Genomic DNA, 22,115 nt, shown 5'->3' on the forward strand with positions numbered 1-22,115 from the left:
AGAAGGAAGTGCCCTGCTGGCTGGGGCAGTAAAAAGCCAGCTTGCGGCCCGCTGGCTAACCAAGAAGGCTGAGCCAGTAGGAGGGAGGCAGCGCAAGTAAATAGGCTGGCCTAGGGTGTCAGCTCCCGAAGCTGCCGCATGGCCGCCGGCCCCACCTGGTTGCCCGGACTGCCGCAAACATAGAAGGCCCTAGGGTGATATGCAAGCTGCCCCAGTAAAGAAGTAGGAGCCGTTACTACTTGGGCGGCACACCGCTAGCCAGCGCAGTAGTCGGGCTGCCACGAACTACCTAGGGCGCGCTCCTGTCTGGATTACGCGGTGGCGCGCCCCGCGCTAACTTGCCGTTTCTTCTCTACTTACTGTTATGAAATATTCCTTAGGGTTGGCCATTGCGTTCCTGCTGGGCTTGCTAAGCTCGGGCGCCCAGGCGCAAGGCACAGTGCGCCGCCACCTTATTTATTTTCAAGATAAAACTGGAACGCCCTACACCATAAGCCAGCCGCAGGCCTTTTTATCGGCGCGGGCGCTGGCCCGGCGCAGCCGCCAGGGCATTGCGGTGCGCCCGCGCGATTTGCCCGTAAACCCTGCCTACGTGGCCCAGGTGCGGGCCGTGAGTGGCAGCCCGCAAGTGCGCTACACTTCGCGCTGGCTCAATGCGGCGGTGGTAGCCTGCGACTCGGCCACCCTAGGGCGCATTTATCAGCTGCCCAGCGTCAAAGGTGGCCAAACCCTGAGCCGGCTGCCGGAGGCGCCCTATGCGGCCCCCGCGCCCGCCTCAGCCCCCGCTGCCCGCACCACGGCCGAGGACCGCGCCACCTACGGCAAGGCCTACGCCCAGAACGAACTCATCGGAGCGGCGGCCATGCATAAGGCGGGCTACCAGGGCGAAGGCATGCAGATAGCGGTGTTCGATGCTGGTTTTCCGGGGGCTGACCAGCTGGAAGCCTTGCAATTATTGAAGCAGCAGGGCCGGATAGCCGGCACCCGCAACTTCGTGGACGGCGGCACCAGCGTGTACCAGCGCAACAGCCACGGCACCAACTGCCTCGGGCTGATAGGCGGCGAACTGCCGGGCACCTACGTGGGCACGGCCCCGCACGCCACCTTTCACCTGTGCATTACCGAAGACGTGGCTAGCGAGTACCCGGTAGAAGAAGCCAACTGGCTGGCTGCTGCCGAGTACGCCGATTCGGTCGGCGTCGATGTCATCAGCTCGTCGCTGGGCTATAATACCTTCGACCGGCCGGCTGTGTCGCACACCTACGCCGACCTCACCGGGCGCACGGCCATTGGCAGCCTAGCGGCCCTCGGGGCCGCGCGGGCAGGCATGGTGGTCGTGAACTCGGCCGGTAATGATGGCAATAACTCGTGGCGCTACATCTCGGTGCCGGCCGATGCTGACAGCATCATCACGGTGGGGGCGGTGGACTCCTTGCGTCGGCATGCCAGCTTCAGCTCCTACGGCCCCACCGCCGACGGGCGCATCAAGCCCACGCTGTCGGCCATGGGCGTGGCCTCGGCAGTGCTCTCGGCCACGGGTACTATTTCGCGGGGCAATGGCACTTCCTACGCTTGCCCCGAACTGGCCGGGATGGTAGCGGGCTTCTGGCAAGCCAATCCTACGCTCACTGCCCAGCAGGTTATCTCGGCGCTTTGCCGGTCGGCCTCGCAGGCCCAGGCACCCGACAATACCCTCGGCTACGGCATCCCCAATTTTGTGGCCGCCTACAACTTGCTGCACCCCGGCGCCCCGCTGGCGGCCACCCCGGTCGCTGCCGGAGGCACTCGCCTAGGTATTTACCCCAACCCAAGCCACACCGGCGAGCTTACCCTAGTGCTACCACCTAGCTTACAGCGCCAGGCCTTGCGGGTGCGCGTGCTCGATGTCAAAGGGGCCACGGTGCTCGAGCGCAGCCTGCCCGCCCAGGCCACGGCCGAAGTGCTGCTGCACCCCGCCCGCCAGCTGGCGCCCGGTACCTACCAGTGCGTAGTGCAGCCGCTAGCCGGTGGCAGCACCCAAACGGTGCGCTTTACCCAGCAGTAGTAATTGAAGTAATTGGGCCGCAGGCTACAACGCTTGCGTACTTCTAGGCCAAGGCCCGCTGCACCCGCTCGTTAGCAAAAATTGCTAATAAAAATTGCTTTTTGTAGCTAATATTATTGGCTATTTAATAATGAATTTCGTACCTTTATAGGGTAATAAAACACGCTTCTCTCATGGTTCAGATGATGACCACCAAGCGCATTGGGCGCCGCCAGTTTCACTTCACGGTGGAGGGCAAAAACTTTCACGAAGTAGTGGCTGAATACGAGCGCCTAAGCTTTCCCGACGTGGGAGCCTGCGGCCTGTGCGGCTCCGATAACCTTGACCTCAGCAGCCGCGTGGCGCAGGGCAAGTTCAAGTACACCTCCATTAAGTGCCGCGATTGCAAGGGCGACCTCACCTTCGGCAAAATGCAGGAAGACGAAAACACGTACTTCCTACGCCGCAAGGAAACCGGCGAGCTCGACTGGCGCGCCTTCGAAAAGAAAGCTGAATAGTCGCTTAGCAGTGGCTACTCCTTAAAATTTGCCTTCTTCGCATGCAGAAGCCGGCTGCTGGCAAGGTGCCCGGCGGCCGGCTTCGTACTTTTGCTCGCTGTGGACTTGTGCGAGCGATTACCTTCTGACACTCTTCTTTCTCTACCTCCGTGAATATCAAACCTGGCAGCCGCCGCCACGAACCCTTGCTAGCCCCCTCGCTGCTCGCCAGCGACCTAGCCAACCTGCAAGCCACCGCCGAAACCCTAGCCGGGGCCGAGGCCGACTGGCTGCACTTCGACGTGATGGACGGCCGCTTCGTGCCTAATATCTCCTTTGGCCTGCCCGTGCTCGAAGCTCTGCGCCCCCACGCTCGCCAGCCCATCGACGTGCACCTGATGATAGAGCAGCCGGAAAATTACCTAGCCGCTTTCCGCGACGCGGGTGCTACTAACATTACGGTGCATTATGAGACGTGCCCCCACCTGCACCGGGTAGTGGAGCAAATTAAGAGCCTAGGCTGCACGGCCGGCGTGGCCCTGAACCCGGCCACCCCCGTGAGTTTGCTCGAAGACATTGCCGCCGACCTAGACGTAGTGCTCATTATGTCGGTAAACCCCGGCTTTGGCGGGCAAACGTTTATCCCAAATACCTTGCGTAAGGTGGCGGCTCTTAAAGAACTGCTACTCGACCAAGGCTCGGGCGCACTCATCGAGGTCGATGGCGGCGTGAACGAAACCAATGCCGGTCCGCTCGTGGAGGCCGGGGCCGACGTGCTGGTGGCCGGTAGCTTCGTGTTCAAGTCGCCCGGTGGGGCGGTGCCCACCCTGGCCCGCCTGCGCAAGAAGCTGCGCCAAGTGGTAGAGTCGAGCGCCAAGTAAACAAGTAAAAAGACTGGCGGCCCCAGCTGTGGCGGGGCCGCCAGTTAAGTTGCTTTCTATAATTAGTGAGTTGTTGAGGTTGAAGCAGCGCGTACTACTTATTTGGGTATTAGGAAGCCTGGCCGGGATACATAGGGTCAGCCACGGCCAGCAGGTGCCCGCCGGGCCCCGCGCGGTGCTGCTCACCCTCACTGGCACCGTGCGCGATGCCCAAGGCCAGCCTCTAGAACTGGTAGCGGTGAGTATAGAAGGGCAGCCCGGCGGCACTATCACGACGGCCACGGGCAGCTTTACGCTACGCCTGACCAAACCCGCGGGGGAGGAGCCCCTGGTGCTGGTGGCCCGCCGCCTAGGGTACCAACCCACGCGCTTGCCGCTGCAACTGCCCGCCGATGCCGGTCGGCCCCTGCGCTTGGTGCTGCAGCCCGATACTAAAACCCTCACCGATGTAACGGTGCGCGCCCGCGCCGCCGACGCCGACGCCCGCGAGCAGGTCAGCCTCGTGCAACTCGACCCCACTACGGCCAAGGTGCTGCCCTCGCCCTTCGGCGACTTCAACGCCATTCTCAAAACGCTGCCCGGCGTGGTCAGCAACAACGAGTTGACCAGCACTTATAACGTGCGCGGCGGCAACTACGATGAGAACCTGCTCTACGTCAATGGCTTTGAGGTGTACCGGCCGTTTCTCGTCACGCAGGCGCAGCAGGAAGGCCTCAGCTTTATTAACCCCGACCTGGTGCAAAAGGTCGATTTTAGCACCGGCGGCTGGCAGCCTAAGTATGGCGACAAGCTTTCGTCGGTGCTCGATATTCAGTACAAGGAGCCCGCCAAGTTTGCGGCGTCGGCCACGGCCAGCCTGGTGGGTGGCGCGGCCCACGCCGAGGCGCGCTCGGCCAACGGCCGCGTGAGCTACTTAGGGGGCGTGCGCTACAAGAATGCGCAGTACGTGCTCAACTCGCTGCGCCAAAACCAGGGCCAGTACAACCCCACGTTCTACGACGCGCAAGGCTACGTGAACATCGGCCTGGGCCGTAAGGATGGCGACTTGCAAAAAACTAGCCTGGGTGTGATGGGCGTGCTGGCGCACAACGACTACCGCTTCGTGCCTAATACCGGGCAGGTCACGTTTTCAACGGGTGGCTCGCAGTTTACTCGCGTCAACATCTATTACGATGGCCGCGAGCGCATGCAGTACGACACCTACCAGGGTGGGCTGAGCTTGCGGCACAACTTCCACCCCGGCTTGCAGCTAGAGCTGCTGGGCTCGGCGCTGCTCACGCGCGAGTTTGAGTTTCGCGACGTGGAGGCCGCGTACCGCTTTTCGGAAGTAAACAACGACCCCACCAGCCCCGACTACAACCAGCCGGTGCGCACCCGCGATATCGGCTCGTCGTTCAACCACTCGCGCAATGACCTCACGGCCCGCATCTTCACGGCCGAGCTGCGCGGCCGCTGGAACCCCGGCGGCGACCCCCTAGGTGCCCACACCATCCGTTGGGGCGTTAAAACGGGCCGCGAAATCATTCACGACCAGCTCGATGAGTACAGCTTTGCCGACTCGGCCGACTACGTACCCGACGCCCGCCGCACCCGCCTAGTCGCCGACCTCACCTTGGAGAGTCAGCGCACCCAAGGCTATGTGCAGCACACCTGGCAAATCGACTCGCTCAAGACCCTGACCTATGGCCTGCGTGGGCACTACTGGTCGGTCAATCAGCAGTTTGTGCTCAGCCCTAGGGTGCAGTTTGCGGCCCGTAGCCGCCGCCACCCCGAGCGCAGCTGGAAGCTGGCGGCCGGCCTCTACGCCCAGCCGCCCTTCTACCGCGAGCTGCGCAACTTCCAGGGTGTGCTCAACCCCGTGCTGCGCGCCCAGCGCTCGCTGCACCTGGTAGTAGGCCGCCAGACCGAGCTGCACCTCATGAACCGGCCGTTCCGCCTCAGCACCGAGGCGTACTACAAGCGCCTCACCGACGTCATTCCCTACGAAGTCGATAATGTGCGCCTGCGCTACTACGCCAACAACAACCTGACCGCTTACGCGGCTGGCTTCGAAACCCGCCTCAGCGGCGAGTTCGTGAAAGGCGTGGAGTCGTGGCTGAGCCTAGGGCTGCTCACCACTCGCGAGAAGGGTGATACTGTGGCCACCATCGTAAACGGAAAACGCACTGGCTATGAAACCCTAGGTTACATTCGTCGGCCGCAAGACCAGCGCCTCACGGCCAGTATCTTCTTCCAGGACCACCTGCCCGATAACCCCTCGGTGCGCGGCTACGTCAACCTAGTGTTTGGCACTGGCCTGCCCTTCAGCCCGCCCGGCTTACCGCAGTACCGTGGCGACCAAGCCATCACCCGGGCTTACCAGCGCGTCGATATTGGCTTCTCCAAGGTGGTGAGTTTGCGCAACACGCCCAAGCCACATGTGTATTCCCTTGAAAGCCTGTGGCTAGGTTTGGAGATTCTTAACATCTTAGGGGCCAACAATGTGGCTGGCTACAGTTACTTGCAAGACGTGAATGGGACGACCTACGCCGTGCCCAGCTACCTCTCGCAGCGCGTGCTCAATGTGCGGGCGATAGCGCGGTTTTGATGGTAAGCTATAAGCGCAACGATGAAGTATTTGCTGGTTATAGGTCTGAGTCTAGGAATGCGCGTCGCTGGTGCGTGCGATTGCCTTTTCCTAACAATGCAACAGGCTTATCGCGCGGCGGACTATGTAGTGCGGGCGCGAGTAATTGCCTTGCGCGATACGGTACACTATGACTTATATAGCAACCCCGTGCGGCCCCCTTTTCGGAGCGGGTATCTGCCGGTTTTGCGTATTAACAAACTATATAAAGGTCGCTTGAGCAGCCGCCAGCAAGTGTATCTCACTGCTGGTTCGGGTACAATGTGTGACGCCTATTTTCAACAAGGTGCCGAGTACCTGTTGTTCATTAATAAGTATAAAGGCGAGTACACTACATCCACTTGTCAGCGCAGCTTTCTGCTGACGGATACCGTATCGCTCAAAGAGTTTGAACTACTTGTAAAGTAGGGGGCCTAACTACTTATGAAACGCCTACTATTACTGCCCGGCTACCTCGAAGACGGCACCATTTTCGATACCCTGCGGCCCTTGCTGCCGCCTGCGATGGTGGAAGTTATTGAACTAGAGCCTGCTCTGGCGCAGTGGAAACCTAGGGGCCCGGTGAGCGCCGTGACACTAGCGCGATACCTGGCCGAGCGCCACGGCATCGGCCCCGCCGACGTGGTGATTGGCCACTCGATGGGCGGCTGGATTGCGGCCCACATTAAGGTCGAAACCGGAGCTACGGCCGTACTGCTTAGCTCTTTTACCGACCAGCACAAGGTAGTGGCTGCCTCGCGCAATCCGGTACTGCTGCGGCTCTACGCCTACCTAGGGCTCGGGCGCAACCGTTGGCTGCGCGAGCGGGCCAAGCGCCAGTATAAATTTGAAGAATCGCGTACCCTTTATGCGCAACTCGCCGATGGCTTGGTCCGGATTCCGCGCCGCTATGTGCACCGACAGCTACAGGTGCTTTTTGCCCCGGTGCCGCCCCTAGGGGTTTCACCCGAGCTACGGGTGCACGCCCTGGCCGACAATGTGGTGTTGCCACCCGACGAGCCATTCTTGGAGATTCCCGGCGACCACTTTGCGCACTACTACTACCCAGAAGTAGTAGCAGCTGCTATCAAGCCATTGTTGAGCTGATAGTATGGCCCGGCTGCAGGTCTTGCAGCTTCTTACAACGGCTCCTGTTTAATGCGGGGGTCGAAGACAAAATCGTCGGTGCTTAGCAGCTTAACTTGGCTAAAGTCTGGGTGTCCGGTGTTAATCAAATAATTAGCTTCGGAAGTAATAATGGCCGACGGTACTTTTAGCACCGCGCTACGGCGCAGCTGATACCATGCACTCCCTATTTCCTGGCACTGCGGATAACTCGTTACCAACTGCCAGTCGGGGGGAAGTAGGGCGGCGGGTACTTCCTCAATGAGCACTTGGTCGGGAATATCGAGGCGCATCAACTTAAATGGGGCCTGCAAGCCCTCGGCCCCTCGGTGCACCACGTTTTCGAGGCAAGCTAGCGAGGCGGTGGCCGCGGTATAGATAATGTATTGTCCCGCCGTGTTCCAGCGGTTGGCTACCCCCGAGGCCGTGAGGCTGAGAGCATACCTAGGGGCAGAAATACGAAATACTTCCACCGTTACGCCAGGTCGCCGTATGCAATGCGAGTCAGCTCGTCGGCCACTAGGTCGATGCCGCCGCCGGTGTAAAACAAGTCGATGGGTAACTTGCCCGCTAGGCCATAGGCGGGCTTTTGGAGCCAGCGCGTAAAGGACTCGGCATCACCAAATACCTCCCGGCCTAGCTCGGCCACTTGCGCCAGCTTGAGCAGCTGCTCGCTCTTGGGGGCGTCGAGCAGCTTGTCTTCCTGCTGGTAGTGGCGAAAGGTTTTAGTTGTAATGCCTAATATATCGGCCATTTGGGTAGTATCCAGCCCGAGGCTGCTACTAATGGTCTGTGCTTTTACGGCGGGCAGCCCCTGCTGCGCCAGCAGCACAAGGCGCAAGGCATCGTGCGAGGCCTCTGGCGACCCGAATACTTCCAGAATGAGCGCTGAAACAGCTTCCTGCTTCCTGGTTTCGAAGGCGAATGGGACAACTTGCATGGCAGTGAGAGAAATAAGGCAGCAACAAAAATAAAGGAACTTTTTCCCTTAAACCAGGAAATTATTCTTTAAGTTTTGTAAACCATACTCACATACTATAACTGCTAATGCCAGTTAATTGTATCCTAGCAAGACAGTCGGCCCTATGGCTTCGCTGAGTGCATAAATAATAAGCTGAAAAATAGACGCCTCCGAGCCGGATAAGTAAAAATATTCGGGCCTGCCGTTCTATCTGGGTTGCCAACTAGCATCGGCCGCTTACCTTTGTCCCGTTATGATGTTCAACGCCCGTAGCGCTACGCCCGTGCTTACTGCTGCCCAACCAGCCCCGCTTGCGGGCTGGGGCGTGGCCGTGCATCACCACCACCATCTGTAGGGGACCGGGCAACCGGGCTGGCCGCCGCTTCGTAGCCCCGCCAGCCGCTCGCGTCTCCGCCACCGTTCCCAGGTATCTGGGCTGTCTGTTTCTCGTTCGGGTTTTCTAATGCGCTGTTCGGCTGGCTAGATGCTGCCGGGGGCGGGTTTGTTATCGCCGCTCGCCGTGCGGGTGGTTTCTTTTTCTAATGCTACGCTTAGCCATTCAAAAGTCCGGCCGCCTGTCGGACGACTCGCTGCAACTCATTCGGGAGTGCGGCATCAGCTTCGTTTCGTCTTCCTATAAACTGAAGGTAGAAGCCAGCAATTTCCCGCTCGAAATCCTGTATTTGCGCGACGACGATATTCCGGGCTACGTGCAAGACGGTGTAGCCGACCTAGGTATCGTGGGCCAGAATGTGCTGGTCGAAGCCGGGGGCGCCGCTCTCGAAGTCGAAGCCCTCGGTTTCAGCAAGTGCCGCCTAAGCTTGGCGGTGCCCCGCGGGGCCGAGTACAACTCGGTAGCCGACTTGCAGGGGAAGAACATTGCTACTTCGTACCCTAGGTTGCTCGGCGACTACCTGGCGGGCCAGGGCGTGCAGGCGCACTTGCACACCATCAGCGGTTCGGTCGAAATTGCGCCCAGCATCGGGCTGGCTGAGGCCATCTGCGACATTGTAAGCAGCGGTTCGACCTTGCTCGGCAACGGTCTGCGCGAAGTCGAAACTATTTTCCGCTCGGAGGCCGTGCTCATCGCCGCCCCCAACCTGACCGCCGAGAAGCAGCAGCTACTTGACCAGCTGCGCTTCCGGATGCAGGCCGTGCGCCGGGCCCAGCGCTCGAAGTATATCGTGCTCAACGCGCCGCTAGCTGCCCTAGATGCGGTGAAGGCTCTGCTGCCGGGCATTAAGTCGCCCACCGTGACGCCGCTGGCCGAAGAAGGCTGGGTATCGGTGCAATCGGTGGTGGAGGAAGACAAATTCTGGCACATTGCCGGCGAGCTGCAAGCCATTGGGGCAGAAGGTATCCTGGTGATGGCCATCGAAAAGCGGATTTATTAAGCTGTTAGCGAGGGTATAATAGCCCAAAGCACAACCCCATGCAGATTTTCCGTAACCCCGGGCCGGTCGAGTGGGCCGCGCTCCAAGAGCGCCCACAGGCCGCTAGCAATGCCGCCGTGCTAGCCCGCGCCGCCGAGATTTTTGACGACGTAGCCCAGCGTGGCGACGAGGCGCTGCGCCAGTACGCTGCCCAGTTCGACGGCGTGCCCGACCTAGGTAGCCTGCGCGTGAGCCCCGAAGAGCTAGCCGCTGGGGCGGCCCAGGTGCCCGCCGAGCTGCAAGTCGCCATTCGGCAGGCGCGCCAGAATATTGAGAAGTTTCACGCCGCCCAGCGCCCCTCCGCCGTGGAGGCCGAGGTTGAAACTATGCCGGGTGTGCACTGCTGGCGTCGCAGCGTGGCCGTGCCGCGGGTGGGGCTTTATATTCCGGGCGGCTCGGCCCCGTTGTTTTCTACCTTACTAATGCTGGGCGTACCGGCCAAGCTGGCGGGCTGCCGCGAAATTGTGCTGTGCACCCCGCCCGGCCGGGGCGATGGGCGCATTGCGCCCGCTATTCTCTTCGCCGCGCAGGAACTTGGGTTGACGACTATCATTAAAGCTGGGGGTGCGCAGGCCGTGGCGGCTCTTACCGTGGGCACGGGCAGCGTGCCAGCCGTGGACAAGATTTTTGGCCCCGGCAACCGCTACGTAACTGCCGCCAAGCAATTGGCCGCCCAGCGCGGGGTGGCCATCGATATGCCCGCTGGCCCGTCGGAGGTGCTCGTTATTGCTGACAGTAGCGCTAACCCGGCCTTTGTGGCCGCCGACTTGCTCTCGCAGGCTGAACATGGTCCTGATTCGCAGGTAGTGCTGCTGACCGATTCGGAAGCTATTCTACAAGGAGTGGTGGCCGAGTTGGAGCGCCAACTGCCGTTGCTGCCCCGTGCCGAAATAGCTCGCCAGGCGCTGGCCGAAAGCCGGGCTATCCTGCTGCCGGATGTGCGCACGATGCTAGACTTCAGCAACCAATACGCGCCCGAGCACCTGATTTTGGCCGTGGCCGCGCCCGAAGACCTAGCTGCCGACATCTACAATGCGGGCTCCGTGTTTATGGGTCACCTCACGCCCGAAGCCGTGGGCGACTATGCCTCCGGTACCAACCACACGCTGCCGACGGGTGGCTACGCCCGCGCCTACAGTGGGGTGTCGCTCGATTCGTTCTACAAGAAAATTACTTTCCAGCAGCTCGCTCCCCACGGATTAGCCGCCCTGGCCCCGGTGGTAGAGGCAATGGCGGAAGCCGAAGGACTCCGCGCCCACGCTCAGGCAGTGGCGTTGCGCCGCGAGCATTTGGCAGCCAAGCAGTAGACTGGGCGCCACGAGTCACTTCTAGTCGCCTAGTTAGCCTGGCATAACCGGGCGTAGCTGCGAAATTCGTTTAATCCGTTATAATCTGCGGTTATGTTTGACTTAGAATCTCTTATTCGCCCCAACGTGCGGGTGATGAAGCCCTATTCCTCGGCCCGCGACGAGTTTCAGGGTGAGGCCCGCGTGATGCTCGACGCCAACGAGAATAGCCTCGGCAGCGCTGGCCCGGCAGAGTTTAACCGCTACCCCGACCCGCAGCAGCGCGCCGTGAAGCAGGCCCTAGGTGCGCTGAAAGGCATAGCGCCCGAGCAGGTATTTCTCAGCAACGGCTCGGATGAAGTAATTGACCTGCTGGTGCGCCTAGTAGCGCGCCCTGGTCAAGACAGCATTCTGAGCACGCCGCCCACCTTCGGCATGTACGAAGTAGCCGCTGCCCTCAATGATGTGACGTTGGAGCGCGTACCGCTCGACGCTGATTACCAACTCAGCCCCGACGCGCTAACGCAAATTCTGGCCTCCAAAGCCAAAATCGTGTTTTTGTGCTCGCCCAACAACCCAACCGGCAACCTGCTGCGTACGGCCGACATCGAGCAAATTTTGCGAGGCTTCCCCGGCTTGGTGGTGGTAGACGAGGCCTATGCCGACTTTGCCGACCAGCCCAGTTGGCTCACGCGCCTAGGTGAGTTTGCAAACTTGGTGGTCCTACAAACCTTCTCCAAGGCCTGGGGCCTGGCGGGCATCCGCCTAGGGATGGCCTTCGGCTCGCCGGAGGTTATCGCTTATCTCAACCGCATCAAGATGCCTTATAACGTGTCGGAGAACACCCAGCGCCTGGCCCTAGCCGCGCTCGCCGACACCAGCCGCTTCGAAGCTATGCGCCAGGAGCTGTTGCAAAGCCGCGTTACGCTGCAAGCCGCGCTGGCCGAATTGCCCATCGTGGACCACATCTTTCCGTCTGATGCAAATTTTCTGCTCACCCGCTTCCGCCTCGACGTGGGCGCCGTGTACCAGCACCTGCTGAGCCAGGGCATCGTGGTACGCCGACCCACTCAGGCGGCCTGTGCTGGCAGCCTGCGCCTGACCGTGGGCACGGCCGCCGAAAACGACACGCTAGTAGCTGCCCTGCGGGCATTTGTATAGCGACCTAGGATAACAATGAAGTCTTATAGCGTAGAAACTGGCGATGGAATTATCCAGGACTTCTCTATTTCCTTCAAAGAGCAGAAAACTAGTTTTGTATTGGAACGCTGGGAATACAATAATCTAGAACGAATTACCCTGATTTTTACGGGGGTAGTGTTGCAGGATTTTGAGTATTTCAGCGATTTTAACTGCATCTCAGATATTGGCGAAACGTCGGATGCAGTAGAGTTTCAGCCATATTGGCAAGCCTACCTAGATAAATGGCAAAAGCACGTGAAAAGGCACCTAGCTGAGATTGCGCAAGGTGCTTCGTGGCGCTATTTCTTCATTTCTACTAGTGGGGGATTAGATGGCTTTGTTATCTGTAAAGACTTTGAACTTACTACTGCCATTGTACTGGATGGTGACTAGCTCAATACTTCTTAATTATTCATGAAAAGAGTCCTCTTCATTGACCGCGACGGCACTATTCTCATTGAGCCGCCGACCGACTACCAGATTGATGCCTGGCACAAATTTGACTTTGTACCGGGGGCCATTACGGCCCTGGCTCAACTGGCCCGCGACGGTGAGTACGAGTTAGTGATGGTTACCAATCAGGATGGCCTTGGCACTGACAGCTACCCCGAAAATACATTCTGGCCCTACCAGCAAAAAATGCTGGACATCCTAAAAGGGGAGGGGGTTGAATTCAGTGAAATACTCATCGACCGCAGCTTTGCCCACGACCCGGCTCCAACGCGCAAGCCCGGCACGGCGCTGCTCACCCGCTACCTCGAACCAGCTAATGGCTACGACCTGAAGCACTCCTACGTGATAGGCGACCGCCTGACCGATGTGCAACTAGCCGAGAACCTAGGGTGCCAAGCCATCTTGCTGCACGCCGAGGCTGATGAGCGCGCCGCTCTCAGCACGACCGACTGGTCGCGAGTGTACGAGCACCTGCGCCGCCCACCGCGCAAAGCCCACGTGATGCGCAACACCAACGAGACGCGCATTGAGATTATCCTCAACCTCGACGGCACCGGCCACACCGACTGCCAGACCGGCTTAGGGTTCTTCGACCACATGCTCGACCAATTGGGCAAGCACAGCGGCTGCGACCTCTACGTGCGCACCCACGGCGATTTGCACATCGACGAGCACCATACAGTAGAAGACACGGCCATTGCCATCGGCGCGGCCTACAACGAAGCGCTCGGTGATAAGCGCGGTGTAAACCGCTACGGCTTTCTGCTACCCATGGATGATGCGTTGGCTCAGGCGGCCATTGACTTCTCGGGCCGGCCGTGGTTGGTTTGGGCCGCGGACTTCCGCCGCGAGCGGGTAGGCGACGTGCCGACCGAGCTATTTTACCATTTCTGGAAAAGCTTCTCCGACGCAGCGCGCTGTAACCTTAACATCAAATGCAAAGGCGACAACGAGCACCACAAAATCGAGGCAATTTTCAAGGCCGTGGCCAAGTCTATTAAGCAGGCAGTGCAGCGTGACCCTACTGGGCAAAACGTAATTCCTAGTACCAAGGGCATTTTGTAAAACCTATTTACTCATTTGTTAATTAATTAAACTATCAAATGAGTAAATAGATAAGTTGGTCCATAAGTTTAAGTTATGAATATTGCGGTTATTGATTACCAGGGGGGCAATGTGCAGTCAGTGCTATTCGCGCTGGAGCGATTAGGTGTTACGAACGCCGTGCTCACGTCGGACCCTGCCGTCATTCGGCAAGCCGACCGGGTGTTGTTTCCGGGGGAAGGGGAGGCGAGCTCGGCCATGCGGGCGTTGCGGGCCGCTGGTTTGGATAAGGTATTGCCTACACTTACGCAACCGTTTTTAGGTATCTGCCTAGGTATGCAGCTGCTGGGTCGTCACAGCGAGGAAGGCCCGGCGGGCGGGACCGAGTTGCTCGGGATGCTGCCCTTCGATGTCGTGCGCTTCACGCCGCCCGATGCCATGCATAAAGTGCCCCATATGGGCTGGAACAACTTGCATGACCTGCAAACGCCGCTTTTCGCAGACCTAGGTGGAGTAACCTCGCCTAGTGATGAAAGCCTCCAGTCGCACTCGAACCAGCAACCTCAACCTAGCGCCGCCGACTACGTGTACTTCGTGCACAGTTACTATGCCCCGGTGGGCGACTACACCATTGCCCAGGCTAGCTACCCGGCGGGTGTGCCGTTCAGCGCGGGCGTGCGCCACCGCAATTTTTACGGCGTGCAGTTCCACGTCGAAAAAAGTGGTCCGGTAGGCGAGCACATCCTGCGCAACTTTCTGACCGCCAACCTAAGCTAATCTTATTTACTCAAATGTTATAATGAGGTATTCGCTAGATACCTGTTGCTATTTTCAAATGGATATAATACCTGCCATCGACCTCATTAATGGTTCGTGCGTGCGCCTGACCGGCGGCGACTTTGCCCGCCAGACTACTTATGCTGCCGACCCCTTAGCACAGGCGCAGTACTTTGAGCAACTTGGGGCTACTCGCCTCCACTTAGTCGACCTTGATGGGGCGCGTGCCCGCGAGCCGCGCCAGTTGGCCGTGCTCGAACGAATTGCCCGCAATACCCGGCTGCATATCGACTTCGGCGGTGGTATTCAAACCACGCAGGCCGCCGAGCAGGCGTTTGCGGCGGGAGCGGCGCAGCTTACGGCTGGTAGTATTGCGGCCCGCGAGCCGGCATTGGTGGGGGAGTGGCTAACCCGCTTCGGGGCTGAGCGCATTATCATCGGAGCCGATTTTAAGGGTGAGCACATTGCCGTGAGCGCCTGGACCGAGCAGTCGGACCAAACGCTCACAACCTTCATCGGGACCTACCTAGGGGCCGGGGCCACCACCTTTATCTGCACCGACGTGAGCCGCGACGGCCAACTGCAAGGCCCTGCCACCGATACCTACACCGCGCTGCGGCAGCAGTTTCCAGCGGCGCAGTTTGTGGCGAGTGGCGGCGTCACGACGGTGGCCGACGTGGTGGCCCTGCGGGCACTCGGCATGAGTGGAGCCATCATTGGCAAGGCCATTTACGAGGGCACTATTACGGAGGCTGAGTTGCGGGCGGAACTGGCGCGGTAGAATAGTAGCCTAGGTAAGCGTAATGGAAATAGAGGGAACCCGACCTAAAGAGCAGCAAGTGTTGGCACAAGAGCTTGGCCGGTTGGCCCGGTTATTTCCGACTGTTGCGCCGGCGGAGGTACAAGCTGCTTTGGCTTGCCTTCCGCTGTGCAAGGTGAGTTCGGGAGAAGAAGTGCCGGTGTCGAACCTGCTGTCCCCGGATGGCTACCTCCTTACCTGGCAGGGTAAGCAACTGGAACTGCCCTATCGCATCTACTTTCAAGAGCCTGCGCTCGGTGCCGAACAATTGCTAACGGACCGGCAGCGTCAACTGCTGCAGTGCTTATACCTGCGCCACCACGATGGGTTTGTGCGGCAGCGGTACTTGCAGCAGTTGTTGGCAAGTGCCGAGCTGGAAGCATTTACGACACCTTTTACATTTAGCTTGCTGAGCGACTACGTGCAAGAAATTCTGGAGGTGCTAGCTGCGCACCTTGCCCCGGCGCTGCTGCCCAGTTATGTCAGGCTGATAGGAGAAAATCCCCGCTACTGGTCGCAGACGCAGGGCCGCGTAGCAAGTTATTGGGATATTTACTATCGCACTGGCCGCCGAGGTTCTCCTCAATTCCGGCACTACGTGGGTAACCGGCTGCTGAAGAAGTTGCGTGCAGCTTTACAAGAAAATGCGTCGAATTAGCATTCTTAGCCTATGCCCGCTGCCACCCCCATTACGACCATTCTTTTCGACCTCGACGATACCCTGTTCGACCATATAGGTACGGCCTGGGCGACCCTGGCGGCCACTGCTGCCGGCCGCGCTACCCTGCGCGGGGTGCCTGTAGAAGACCTATACCGCCGCTACAGTGAGTTGCTGGAGGAGCTGCACCCGCAGGTAATGACCGGGCGCATCTCCTACCAGGAAGCGCGGCAGCAGCGGTTTGCGCGGCTCCTGGCGCCTTACGAACCCGCTGTGTCGGCCGAGGCAGCCAACGAATTCGCTCGGCAGTACTACGGGCACTACCAGCAGCAGCGGCGGCCGGTAGCTGGGGCACTGGCCTTGCTGAAAGCGCTAAAACCGGAGTATAAAATTGGTGTCGTAACCAATAACCGCTTAGCCGAGCAGCAGGAGAAACTGCGGCACCTAGGCATGAGTGCATTGGTGGATGCCCTGGTTACCTCGGAAGAGGTAGGGGTGCTCAAGCCCGATGCCCGCATCTACCAGGTGGCCCTAGCGCGCCTAGGTTCCGAAGCTGCCCAAACCGTGATGGTGGGCGACAACTGGACCGCTGACGTGGTGGGTGCCCTAGCCGTGGGCATCCGGCCCGTGTGGCTGAACCGCACCGGCGCGGTGCGCCCGCTGCCCCAGGTGGCCGAGCTCACTAGTTTAGAGCCACTGGCCGACGTGTTGCAACACTTACACTAGCTTACTTTAAGAATCAGATGTTAACCAAACGCCTCATTGCCTGCCTCGATGTGCAGAATGGCCGCACCGTGAAGGGTACCAACTTCGTGAACCTGCGCGACGCCGGCGACCCCGTGGCGCTGGCCGCGCGCTACGCCCAAGAGGGTATCGACGAGCTAGTGCTGCTCGACATCACGGCCACTGTAGAAAAGCGCCGCACCCTCATCGAATTGGTGCGCAACGTGGCCCGTGAGGTCAACATCCCCTTCACCGTGGGTGGCGGCATTGGGGCGGTGGCCGACGTGGAGGCGCTGCTGCTGAGTGGCGCCGATAAGGTTAGTCTTAATTCTTCGGTGCTGCGCGAGCCCGGCCTGATTGACGAACTGGCCCGCCGCTTCGGCTCGCAGGCCATCGTGGTGGCCGTAGATGCCCGTCAAACCAACGAAGCCGCCGCCAGCCCGGCCGATGAAGCCTGGGAGGTGTTCACCCACGGTGGCCGCCATCCCGCCGGCCGCGAGGCCGTAGCGTGGTGCCGCGAAGCCACCGAGCGCGGCGCGGGCGAAATTCTCCTCACCAGCATGAGCCACGACGGTACCCGCGACGGCTATGCCCTAGGGCTCACGCGAGGCGTGTCAGCGGCTGTGGGGGTACCGGTTATTGCCTCGGGTGGGGCGGGGGCCGCGCCGCACTTCCGCGACGTGCTGCTGCCTGGTGGCGCTGAAGCCGCGCTGGCGGCCAGCGTTTTTCACTTCGGCGACTTGTCGGTGGCTGGCCTCAAAAACTACCTGCTGGCCGAGGGCGTGGCCATGCGACCAGTAGGGTAGAGGGAAGCCAACCTAGGGGCGTTGGCAGGGCTTCCTAGGTCGGCTGGCGCGCTCCTAGGGGCCTGTAGGCTGAGTGGCTAGGATTCGGTATACCTAGCACCCGGTTACTTTTGTGCTACCAACTAGTGCTGGTTTTTCGCTTTTATGACTCAACAACTCGCCCATGTGGCCCTGCTGGTGCACGACTACGACGAGGCTATTGCCTTTTACACCCAAAAGCTGGGCTTCCGGTTGGTGGCCGATACGCCCCTGAGTCCTGGTAAGCGTTGGGTGCTGGTGGCTCCAGCGGATACAGATAGTGCTGGTCCGGCTTTGTTGCTGGCTAAAGCCGAGGGCGCCGAGCAGCAAAGCCGGGTGGGTAACCAGACTGGTGGCCGGGTATTTCTCTTTCTAAACACCGATGACTTCTGGCGCGATTACCATCAGTTCACCGCTCGCGGGGTGGCTTTCCAGGAAACGCCCCGCGACGAAGTCTACGCCACGGTTGCTGTCTTTGCCGACCTCTACGGCAACCTCTGGGACCTGCTGCAACCCAAACCCCAGCCGGCCTAGCCGGCTTAGTAGTTAGTATATGGACTTAGATTTTCAAAAAATGCCCGACCAGCTTGTGCCTGCTATTGTGCAGGACGCTGCCACCGGGCAAGTACTCATGCTGGGCTATTTCAATGCCGAAGCCTGGGTTAAAACGCAGGCTGAGGGCCGCGTTACCTTTTTCTCGCGCTCCAAGCAGCGTCTCTGGACCAAGGGCGAAACCAGTGGCCACTACTTGCAGGTAGAGAGCCTGCATATTGACTGCGACCAGGATACGGTGTTGGTGCGTGCCCATCCGGCTGGTCCCACTTGCCACCGGGGTACTACCAGTTGCTTTGATGCGGAGCTAGCCACAACGGTTGCCCCTGTCGCGGCTGGTAGCGGCGTTGTAGTAGGAGCGGGGTCGCCTGCTCCCGCTGTAGGATTCCTAGCTGAGCTGGACCAACTCATCGAGCGGCGGCGGCAGTTTCCGGCCGAGGAGCCGGGTTCGTATACAGTGCGTTTGTTTGAGAAAGGCTTGGCCCGTATTGCCCAAAAGGTGGGGGAGGAGGCCGTCGAAACCGTTATCGACGCGATGGCTGGTAATAAAGCCGGCCTAGCTGGTGAGGCCGCCGACTTAGTGTACCATCTGTTGGTATTACTACGGGCCAGTGGTTCCTCGCTCGATGAGATGCTAGCTGTGCTACGGCAGCGCCACCAGACTATTGGTGCGGGCCAGCGTCGTCCGTTGCCCGACTAGGATGTGGGCATAGCCATACTCTTTAAAGTAAAAGCCCTCTCCATTAAGTTGGAGAGGGCTTTTACTTTAAAGAGTATTCAACTTAACATAATAAGTAGATAGCGTTTAAATACGCTGCTTACTAGTGTTTTAACTTATTGCTTAAGGCGTCGCTCTATTTTATCGAGTAATGCCCGCACTAAAGCTAGGTCATCTATATCGACCACGTCTAGTTGAGTGTTGAGCCCTGGCCCCACTAGTTGAATACGAAATAGTAAATCGGCTGTACCTGCTTGGGCTAGGGGCGGGGTAATAGGTGGCTCGGAGCTAATGGCTACAGGCGTTGCTTGCGCTGTAGCAGGTATAGCTTGTGGTGTAAGCCTTGGTGGAGCAGATTCTGTAGTTGTAGTCGGGGTACTAGGCGTCGAATTGAAGCCAAACAAGTGTGCTATTGCATCGGTGGTTGCTGCTGGAGCGGGCCGGGGCGCTGGCAAGGGTGTCCGGTTGGGTGCCGTTGGTTTAGGAAGAGGTGTATGTACTGTGCTTGCTACTAAGGAACCCGTTGTTTCGGGTTCGCTGTTGGCATCATTTGTATCGGGTGCGTCGTCCTCATCGTTGTCGTCTGCGGCGGGCACAGCAGGCGCTGGTGATTGACGGAAGATATTACCAGCGGGTGGTGGGCTAGCGAGTTCTCGCCGGGGTGGCTGTTGTGCGGCGAGTTGGTCTATATCCGCTACGATATTGTTCTCATCAAGAATGCCGACCATGCATGCTCCATCAATAAAGGCCTTCGCTACGCTTTGTGCGTTTATCTCTTCTACATCAAATTCTCGAATTAAAAGCACATCGAGCATTGCTGCAGGTAGCTCGCGCGAGCGGAATTTGCGGCAGAGTTGTGTGAATAGAGGCGGCGTTAAAAAGGCTTCGCGGTGGAATACCAATTCCTCTTGCTTATCATATGCATGCTTGATGCGTCGGAAAAGGGTCGTTGTTGTTAGCATCTCCCGCTTGCTAGTCAATAAGCCAAACTTGACAGCTGAGCCTATGATAGCCTTAAAGGAGCCACTGACTTTCCGGTTGAGTTTGCGGGCACAGGTTTCAAGGGCGCATTTTCCTCCAGTATCATCTACTACTTCAGCGATTTCCCAGGCTCCGGTATAGCTAGTACGGGGGTAGTCTATAAGTTTAGGCATAAAAACGGGTGTTGTGGTTAGCAGAGAGAGAAAACTTAACGTAGTAAATAAACAAAGGTTATTCTATAATAGTACTATAAAGTATAAAAAAGTCCAAAATATTTATCTATTTTAAAACTTTTTTATACTTTATAGTACTAAAAGCTAATATCCTTAATTATGTGCTAACTGATGCAGCTTAAATAGAGTAGGGGGTAACCCCATCTTATTATACCACACTTATACCTCATACTACATTTCTTACTCACAATTACATCCCTAAGCGCCCATACTATAATTAATACCCATGAGACTCAAGGTGGCCGCAGCAGGAGTTACTTCGGTTTCCGAAGAGACACTATTCTCAAGAGACCAATAATCAATTATCTCTTAGCATTCCAGCCAACCCTTAACACATCTACCACCAATCGCCAGCAACTGAGCTGCAACTACCTCAATGTGCCTATATGATACAGAATACACAAGTGTCTTAAGTGCCTAGTGCGCCGTAGCTATTCGCAAGGCTCATCTATAGCTGGCACACAGGACACACTGATTCTTAGGTCCGCTTAGGTTAACAACGATTGTATATTAGGACAAGCAGTAAAATAAAAACTGGCGGTCAATTCTACCCGCCCTGCGTCCAGACGCATAATAGCCTCCTAGGTATCCAACAGCGCTTCAAACTAAACGTAGCCAACGACCACATGGCCACCACATAGAAAGATTTATTACGGTTCAGCCTACGCCTAGTCTATCTAATGGCAATACAGTACAAACTATTTTCACTAGAATGATGCTAGATGCTAAGAGTGCTAGGTGTCAAATCTATTCACTCCGAACTAACGACAAAAATGATTTTGCTGCCTTACAACTAGGGCTTCTTTCACAAGAGCTTTTAATATCTAAGTGCCCTAGAAATAAGCACTATAATTTGTCTTATAATTTATATTATGTTAAGTTGAGTTTTGTTAAGCCGGTCACTAGCCTATCAAGCCCTCCCTACCTAGCCAAACAGAGACAAAAAAAGGCCCGGCAACTAGCCGGGCCTTTTTAAATACTAAAAGCGAATGCTTACTTCATCGCTTGCAGTTTGGCATTCATTCGCTCCGAGTCAGCCGAGCGACCTAGGCGGTGGTACACCTTCTGCAAGGCCGTTGCCGAGCTACGGTCATTTGGCTGCAGTTCCAACGCCTTTTCGAAATACGGCACTGAGGCTTCGAAATATTTTTTAGCGTCGGCCTCTATTTTTTTGCCTTGCGCTTGATAAGTCTTCAAGTCCATTTTGCTGGCCTTAGTGTAGAGCCCAGCAGCCTTGTTGTAGTTGTAGATACCCATGTTGTACTGGGAATCGAAGTTGTTTGGGTCTAGCGAGATAGCCTTTTTGTAGTCTTCCTGCGCTAGGTCCGACTTCTTCTGCGCATCGTAAATACCAGCCCGCACCGCGTACAGGTTAGCATTTGATGGATCAGCAGCAATTGCTTTGTTGATTTTTTCCAAAGCACCGGCTCCGCCGTTGGTTCCCATCGACATGTTGAGGTCCTCAATCAAGAACGTCTTATTGTTGGGATACGCCGTTAACCCCTGCTGCACGATTTTTTTGGCATCAGCCTCGTTTTTCTCTTCACGGGCAATCGAGAGCAAACGCGTGTACACCGTCACTGGCGCAGGCTTGCTTTTATACGCGTCCAATCCTAGCAGCTGGTTGTAGCTAGCTTTTGCCCCGGCATAATCCTGCTTGGCGTCTTGAGTATAAGCGCTGTAGAGCACTGCCGTTGTATCCTGCGGATTTATTTTAGATGCCAACTGGAAGTTAGACAGTGCTTTGTCGTAGTCCTTGGCCTGGTAGCCGGCAACACCCGCGTTGAATGCGAGCCCGTACAGGTTGTTCAACTGACCAGGTACTTGCTTGCCGTATTCACCCGTGGGACCGTCTAATTCCAACGCTTTATTATACGATTCGACCGCTTTTTGCAGTGGCTCGCCAGGCTGCATGTCCTTGGTATACTTGGTATACAGCGCTTGCGTAGCTGGGTTGAGCAACTGCGCGTAAATTTCACCTCGCGTAAACCAGGCTTTGGCCTTATCCTTATCCTTGGTCTTATCGCTAGCTACGGCCTGGTTAATGCTTTCTAGCGCCTTATCTAGCTGGCCGGACTTTTGGCTGAGCATGGCATTGGTGATAGCCGAACTCTGAGCTTGGGCAGGCGAAACGGCACCAACAGCTACCATAAGCGCAGCCGTGGCGGCCAGCGTCAGGAATGAATTTTTCATGGGGAAGGGAAAGAAAAAAATGATGACGGGGCAAAACTACACCCATCTGACAAACGAACACGGCCCGTTTACGGAGAGTTATCTGGGCGGTTACCAGAAAAATCTACTTAAAATCCTGTTCCATAAGCTGGGCCAAAGAGAGGGGCAACCCGCGTAAACCGGCTGCC

At 57.8% G+C, this 22,115-nt stretch carries 22 protein-coding genes; 18 read left to right on the plus strand and 4 right to left on the minus strand.

What is annotated here, in order from left to right:
- The first annotated feature begins 364 nt into the window (after positions 1 to 364).
- The 6 genes from FNT36_RS01125 to FNT36_RS01150 all read left to right on the plus strand — a co-directional run bounded on the left by FNT36_RS01125 (position 365) and on the right by FNT36_RS01150 (position 7,113).
- A complete protein-coding gene (locus tag FNT36_RS01125; RefSeq protein WP_144843140.1) occupies positions 365 to 2,044 on the plus strand; it encodes a S8 family serine peptidase in 1,680 nt (559 codons plus the stop codon).
- A 182-nt stretch (positions 2,045 to 2,226) separates the two neighbouring features.
- Positions 2,227 to 2,541, plus strand: coding sequence for a hypothetical protein (locus FNT36_RS01130; RefSeq protein ID WP_198989468.1), 315 nt, complete (start codon positions 2,227 to 2,229; stop codon positions 2,539 to 2,541).
- A gap of 149 nt (positions 2,542 to 2,690) precedes the next feature.
- Positions 2,691 to 3,401: a ribulose-phosphate 3-epimerase gene (rpe, locus tag FNT36_RS01135; RefSeq protein ID WP_233635582.1), complete on the plus strand. Its 711-nt coding sequence runs from the start codon at positions 2,691 to 2,693 to the stop codon at positions 3,399 to 3,401.
- 79 nt (positions 3,402 to 3,480) lie between these two features.
- Positions 3,481 to 5,988, plus strand: a complete 2,508-nt coding sequence (locus FNT36_RS01140) for a TonB-dependent receptor (protein WP_233635583.1) — start codon at positions 3,481 to 3,483, stop codon at positions 5,986 to 5,988.
- 57 nt (positions 5,989 to 6,045) lie between these two features.
- Positions 6,046 to 6,435 (plus strand): hypothetical protein, encoded by a 390-nt coding sequence (locus FNT36_RS01145; RefSeq protein ID WP_262712166.1) that lies wholly within the window; start codon positions 6,046 to 6,048, stop codon positions 6,433 to 6,435.
- A 15-nt stretch (positions 6,436 to 6,450) separates the two neighbouring features.
- A complete protein-coding gene (locus FNT36_RS01150; protein ID WP_144843147.1) occupies positions 6,451 to 7,113 on the plus strand; it encodes an alpha/beta fold hydrolase in 663 nt (220 codons plus the stop codon).
- 32 nt (positions 7,114 to 7,145) lie between these two features.
- On the opposite strand, the gene FNT36_RS01155 is transcribed toward FNT36_RS01150, so the two are convergent.
- Together FNT36_RS01155 and parS are read right to left on the minus strand one after the other, a co-directional pair.
- On the minus strand, positions 7,146 to 7,604 hold the full coding sequence (locus FNT36_RS01155) for an RES family NAD+ phosphorylase (RefSeq protein ID WP_144843149.1): 459 nt from the start codon (positions 7,602 to 7,604) through the stop codon (positions 7,146 to 7,148).
- Between the two features lie 2 nt (positions 7,605 to 7,606).
- A complete protein-coding gene (gene parS, locus FNT36_RS01160) occupies positions 7,607 to 8,071 on the minus strand; it encodes a type II RES/Xre toxin-antitoxin system antitoxin (RefSeq protein ID WP_144843151.1) in 465 nt (154 codons plus the stop codon).
- 563 nt (positions 8,072 to 8,634) lie between these two features.
- Here parS and hisG point away from each other — a divergent pair.
- The 12 genes from hisG (at position 8,635) to hisIE (ending at position 18,523) form a co-directional block, all read left to right on the plus strand.
- Positions 8,635 to 9,486: an ATP phosphoribosyltransferase gene (gene hisG / locus FNT36_RS01165; RefSeq protein WP_144843153.1), complete on the plus strand. Its 852-nt coding sequence runs from the start codon at positions 8,635 to 8,637 to the stop codon at positions 9,484 to 9,486.
- A 38-nt stretch (positions 9,487 to 9,524) separates the two neighbouring features.
- On the plus strand, positions 9,525 to 10,832 hold the full coding sequence (gene hisD / locus FNT36_RS01170; RefSeq protein ID WP_144843155.1) for a histidinol dehydrogenase: 1,308 nt from the start codon (positions 9,525 to 9,527) through the stop codon (positions 10,830 to 10,832).
- Between the two features lie 93 nt (positions 10,833 to 10,925).
- Complete coding sequence (gene hisC, locus FNT36_RS01175) at positions 10,926 to 11,972, plus strand: histidinol-phosphate transaminase (RefSeq protein ID WP_144843157.1); 1,047 nt, start codon at positions 10,926 to 10,928, stop codon at positions 11,970 to 11,972.
- Positions 11,973 to 11,987: 15 nt separating this feature from the next.
- Entirely contained in the window at positions 11,988 to 12,386 is a 399-nt protein-coding gene (locus FNT36_RS01180) for a hypothetical protein (RefSeq protein WP_144843159.1), read from the plus strand.
- A gap of 21 nt (positions 12,387 to 12,407) precedes the next feature.
- Positions 12,408 to 13,511 (plus strand): bifunctional histidinol-phosphatase/imidazoleglycerol-phosphate dehydratase HisB, encoded by a 1,104-nt coding sequence (hisB, locus tag FNT36_RS01185; RefSeq protein WP_144843161.1) that lies wholly within the window; start codon positions 12,408 to 12,410, stop codon positions 13,509 to 13,511.
- A 75-nt stretch (positions 13,512 to 13,586) separates the two neighbouring features.
- Entirely contained in the window at positions 13,587 to 14,267 is a 681-nt protein-coding gene (gene hisH, locus FNT36_RS01190; protein WP_144843163.1) for an imidazole glycerol phosphate synthase subunit HisH, read from the plus strand.
- A gap of 58 nt (positions 14,268 to 14,325) precedes the next feature.
- Positions 14,326 to 15,048 (plus strand): 1-(5-phosphoribosyl)-5-[(5-phosphoribosylamino)methylideneamino]imidazole-4-carboxamide isomerase, encoded by a 723-nt coding sequence (gene hisA / locus FNT36_RS01195; protein WP_144843165.1) that lies wholly within the window; start codon positions 14,326 to 14,328, stop codon positions 15,046 to 15,048.
- 154 nt (positions 15,049 to 15,202) lie between these two features.
- Positions 15,203 to 15,724 (plus strand): hypothetical protein, encoded by a 522-nt coding sequence (locus FNT36_RS01200; RefSeq protein ID WP_144843167.1) that lies wholly within the window; start codon positions 15,203 to 15,205, stop codon positions 15,722 to 15,724.
- 12 nt (positions 15,725 to 15,736) lie between these two features.
- The gene (locus FNT36_RS01205; protein ID WP_144843169.1) at positions 15,737 to 16,450 is read left to right on the plus strand and encodes an HAD family hydrolase; all 714 of its coding nucleotides are present in this window, start codon (positions 15,737 to 15,739) and stop codon (positions 16,448 to 16,450) included.
- A gap of 17 nt (positions 16,451 to 16,467) precedes the next feature.
- Positions 16,468 to 17,253 carry an imidazole glycerol phosphate synthase subunit HisF gene (hisF, locus tag FNT36_RS01210; RefSeq protein ID WP_144843172.1) on the plus strand — a complete coding sequence of 262 codons (786 nt, stop codon included), beginning with the start codon at positions 16,468 to 16,470 and terminating at the stop codon, positions 17,251 to 17,253.
- Between the two features lie 144 nt (positions 17,254 to 17,397).
- Positions 17,398 to 17,805, plus strand: a complete 408-nt coding sequence (locus FNT36_RS01215) for a VOC family protein (protein WP_144843174.1) — start codon at positions 17,398 to 17,400, stop codon at positions 17,803 to 17,805.
- Positions 17,806 to 17,824: 19 nt separating this feature from the next.
- Positions 17,825 to 18,523: a bifunctional phosphoribosyl-AMP cyclohydrolase/phosphoribosyl-ATP diphosphatase HisIE gene (hisIE, locus tag FNT36_RS01220; protein WP_144843176.1), complete on the plus strand. Its 699-nt coding sequence runs from the start codon at positions 17,825 to 17,827 to the stop codon at positions 18,521 to 18,523.
- Between the two features lie 134 nt (positions 18,524 to 18,657).
- Here hisIE and FNT36_RS01225 read toward each other — a convergent pair whose 3' ends face one another.
- Both FNT36_RS01225 and FNT36_RS01230 read right to left on the minus strand, forming a co-directional pair.
- Positions 18,658 to 19,695, minus strand: a complete 1,038-nt coding sequence (locus FNT36_RS01225; RefSeq protein ID WP_144843178.1) for a hypothetical protein — start codon at positions 19,693 to 19,695, stop codon at positions 18,658 to 18,660.
- 1,053 nt (positions 19,696 to 20,748) lie between these two features.
- Positions 20,749 to 21,948, minus strand: coding sequence for a tetratricopeptide repeat protein (locus FNT36_RS01230; protein WP_144843180.1), 1,200 nt, complete (start codon positions 21,946 to 21,948; stop codon positions 20,749 to 20,751).
- Positions 21,949 to 22,115: the final 167 nt, after the last annotated feature.

This window comes from Hymenobacter setariae, from assembly GCF_007713685.1.
In the GTDB taxonomy this organism is placed as follows: Bacteria; Bacteroidota; Bacteroidia; order Cytophagales; family Hymenobacteraceae; genus Hymenobacter; species Hymenobacter setariae.

Coding starts and splice junctions, on each gene's coding strand:
- hisG (WP_144843153.1), top strand. CDS start 8,635: ATGCTACGCTTAGCCATTCAAAAGTCCGGCCGCCTGTCGGACGACTCG.
- FNT36_RS01230 (WP_144843180.1), bottom strand. CDS start 21,948: ATGAAAAATTCATTCCTGACGCTGGCCGCCACGGCTGCGCTTATGGTA.
- hisH (WP_144843163.1), top strand. CDS start 13,587: ATGAATATTGCGGTTATTGATTACCAGGGGGGCAATGTGCAGTCAGTG.
- FNT36_RS01150 (WP_144843147.1), top strand. CDS start 6,451: ATGAAACGCCTACTATTACTGCCCGGCTACCTCGAAGACGGCACCATT.
- hisF (WP_144843172.1), top strand. CDS start 16,468: ATGTTAACCAAACGCCTCATTGCCTGCCTCGATGTGCAGAATGGCCGC.
- FNT36_RS01205 (WP_144843169.1), top strand. CDS start 15,737: ATGCCCGCTGCCACCCCCATTACGACCATTCTTTTCGACCTCGACGAT.
- hisIE (WP_144843176.1), top strand. CDS start 17,825: ATGGACTTAGATTTTCAAAAAATGCCCGACCAGCTTGTGCCTGCTATT.
- FNT36_RS01125 (WP_144843140.1), top strand. CDS start 365: ATGAAATATTCCTTAGGGTTGGCCATTGCGTTCCTGCTGGGCTTGCTA.
- FNT36_RS01180 (WP_144843159.1), top strand. CDS start 11,988: ATGAAGTCTTATAGCGTAGAAACTGGCGATGGAATTATCCAGGACTTC.
- hisA (WP_144843165.1), top strand. CDS start 14,326: ATGGATATAATACCTGCCATCGACCTCATTAATGGTTCGTGCGTGCGC.
- hisC (WP_144843157.1), top strand. CDS start 10,926: ATGTTTGACTTAGAATCTCTTATTCGCCCCAACGTGCGGGTGATGAAG.
- FNT36_RS01145 (WP_262712166.1), top strand. CDS start 6,046: ATGCGCGTCGCTGGTGCGTGCGATTGCCTTTTCCTAACAATGCAACAG.
- hisB (WP_144843161.1), top strand. CDS start 12,408: ATGAAAAGAGTCCTCTTCATTGACCGCGACGGCACTATTCTCATTGAG.
- FNT36_RS01215 (WP_144843174.1), top strand. CDS start 17,398: ATGACTCAACAACTCGCCCATGTGGCCCTGCTGGTGCACGACTACGAC.
- hisD (WP_144843155.1), top strand. CDS start 9,525: ATGCAGATTTTCCGTAACCCCGGGCCGGTCGAGTGGGCCGCGCTCCAA.
- FNT36_RS01225 (WP_144843178.1), bottom strand. CDS start 19,695: ATGCCTAAACTTATAGACTACCCCCGTACTAGCTATACCGGAGCCTGG.
- FNT36_RS01130 (WP_198989468.1), top strand. CDS start 2,227: ATGATGACCACCAAGCGCATTGGGCGCCGCCAGTTTCACTTCACGGTG.
- parS (WP_144843151.1), bottom strand. CDS start 8,071: ATGCAAGTTGTCCCATTCGCCTTCGAAACCAGGAAGCAGGAAGCTGTT.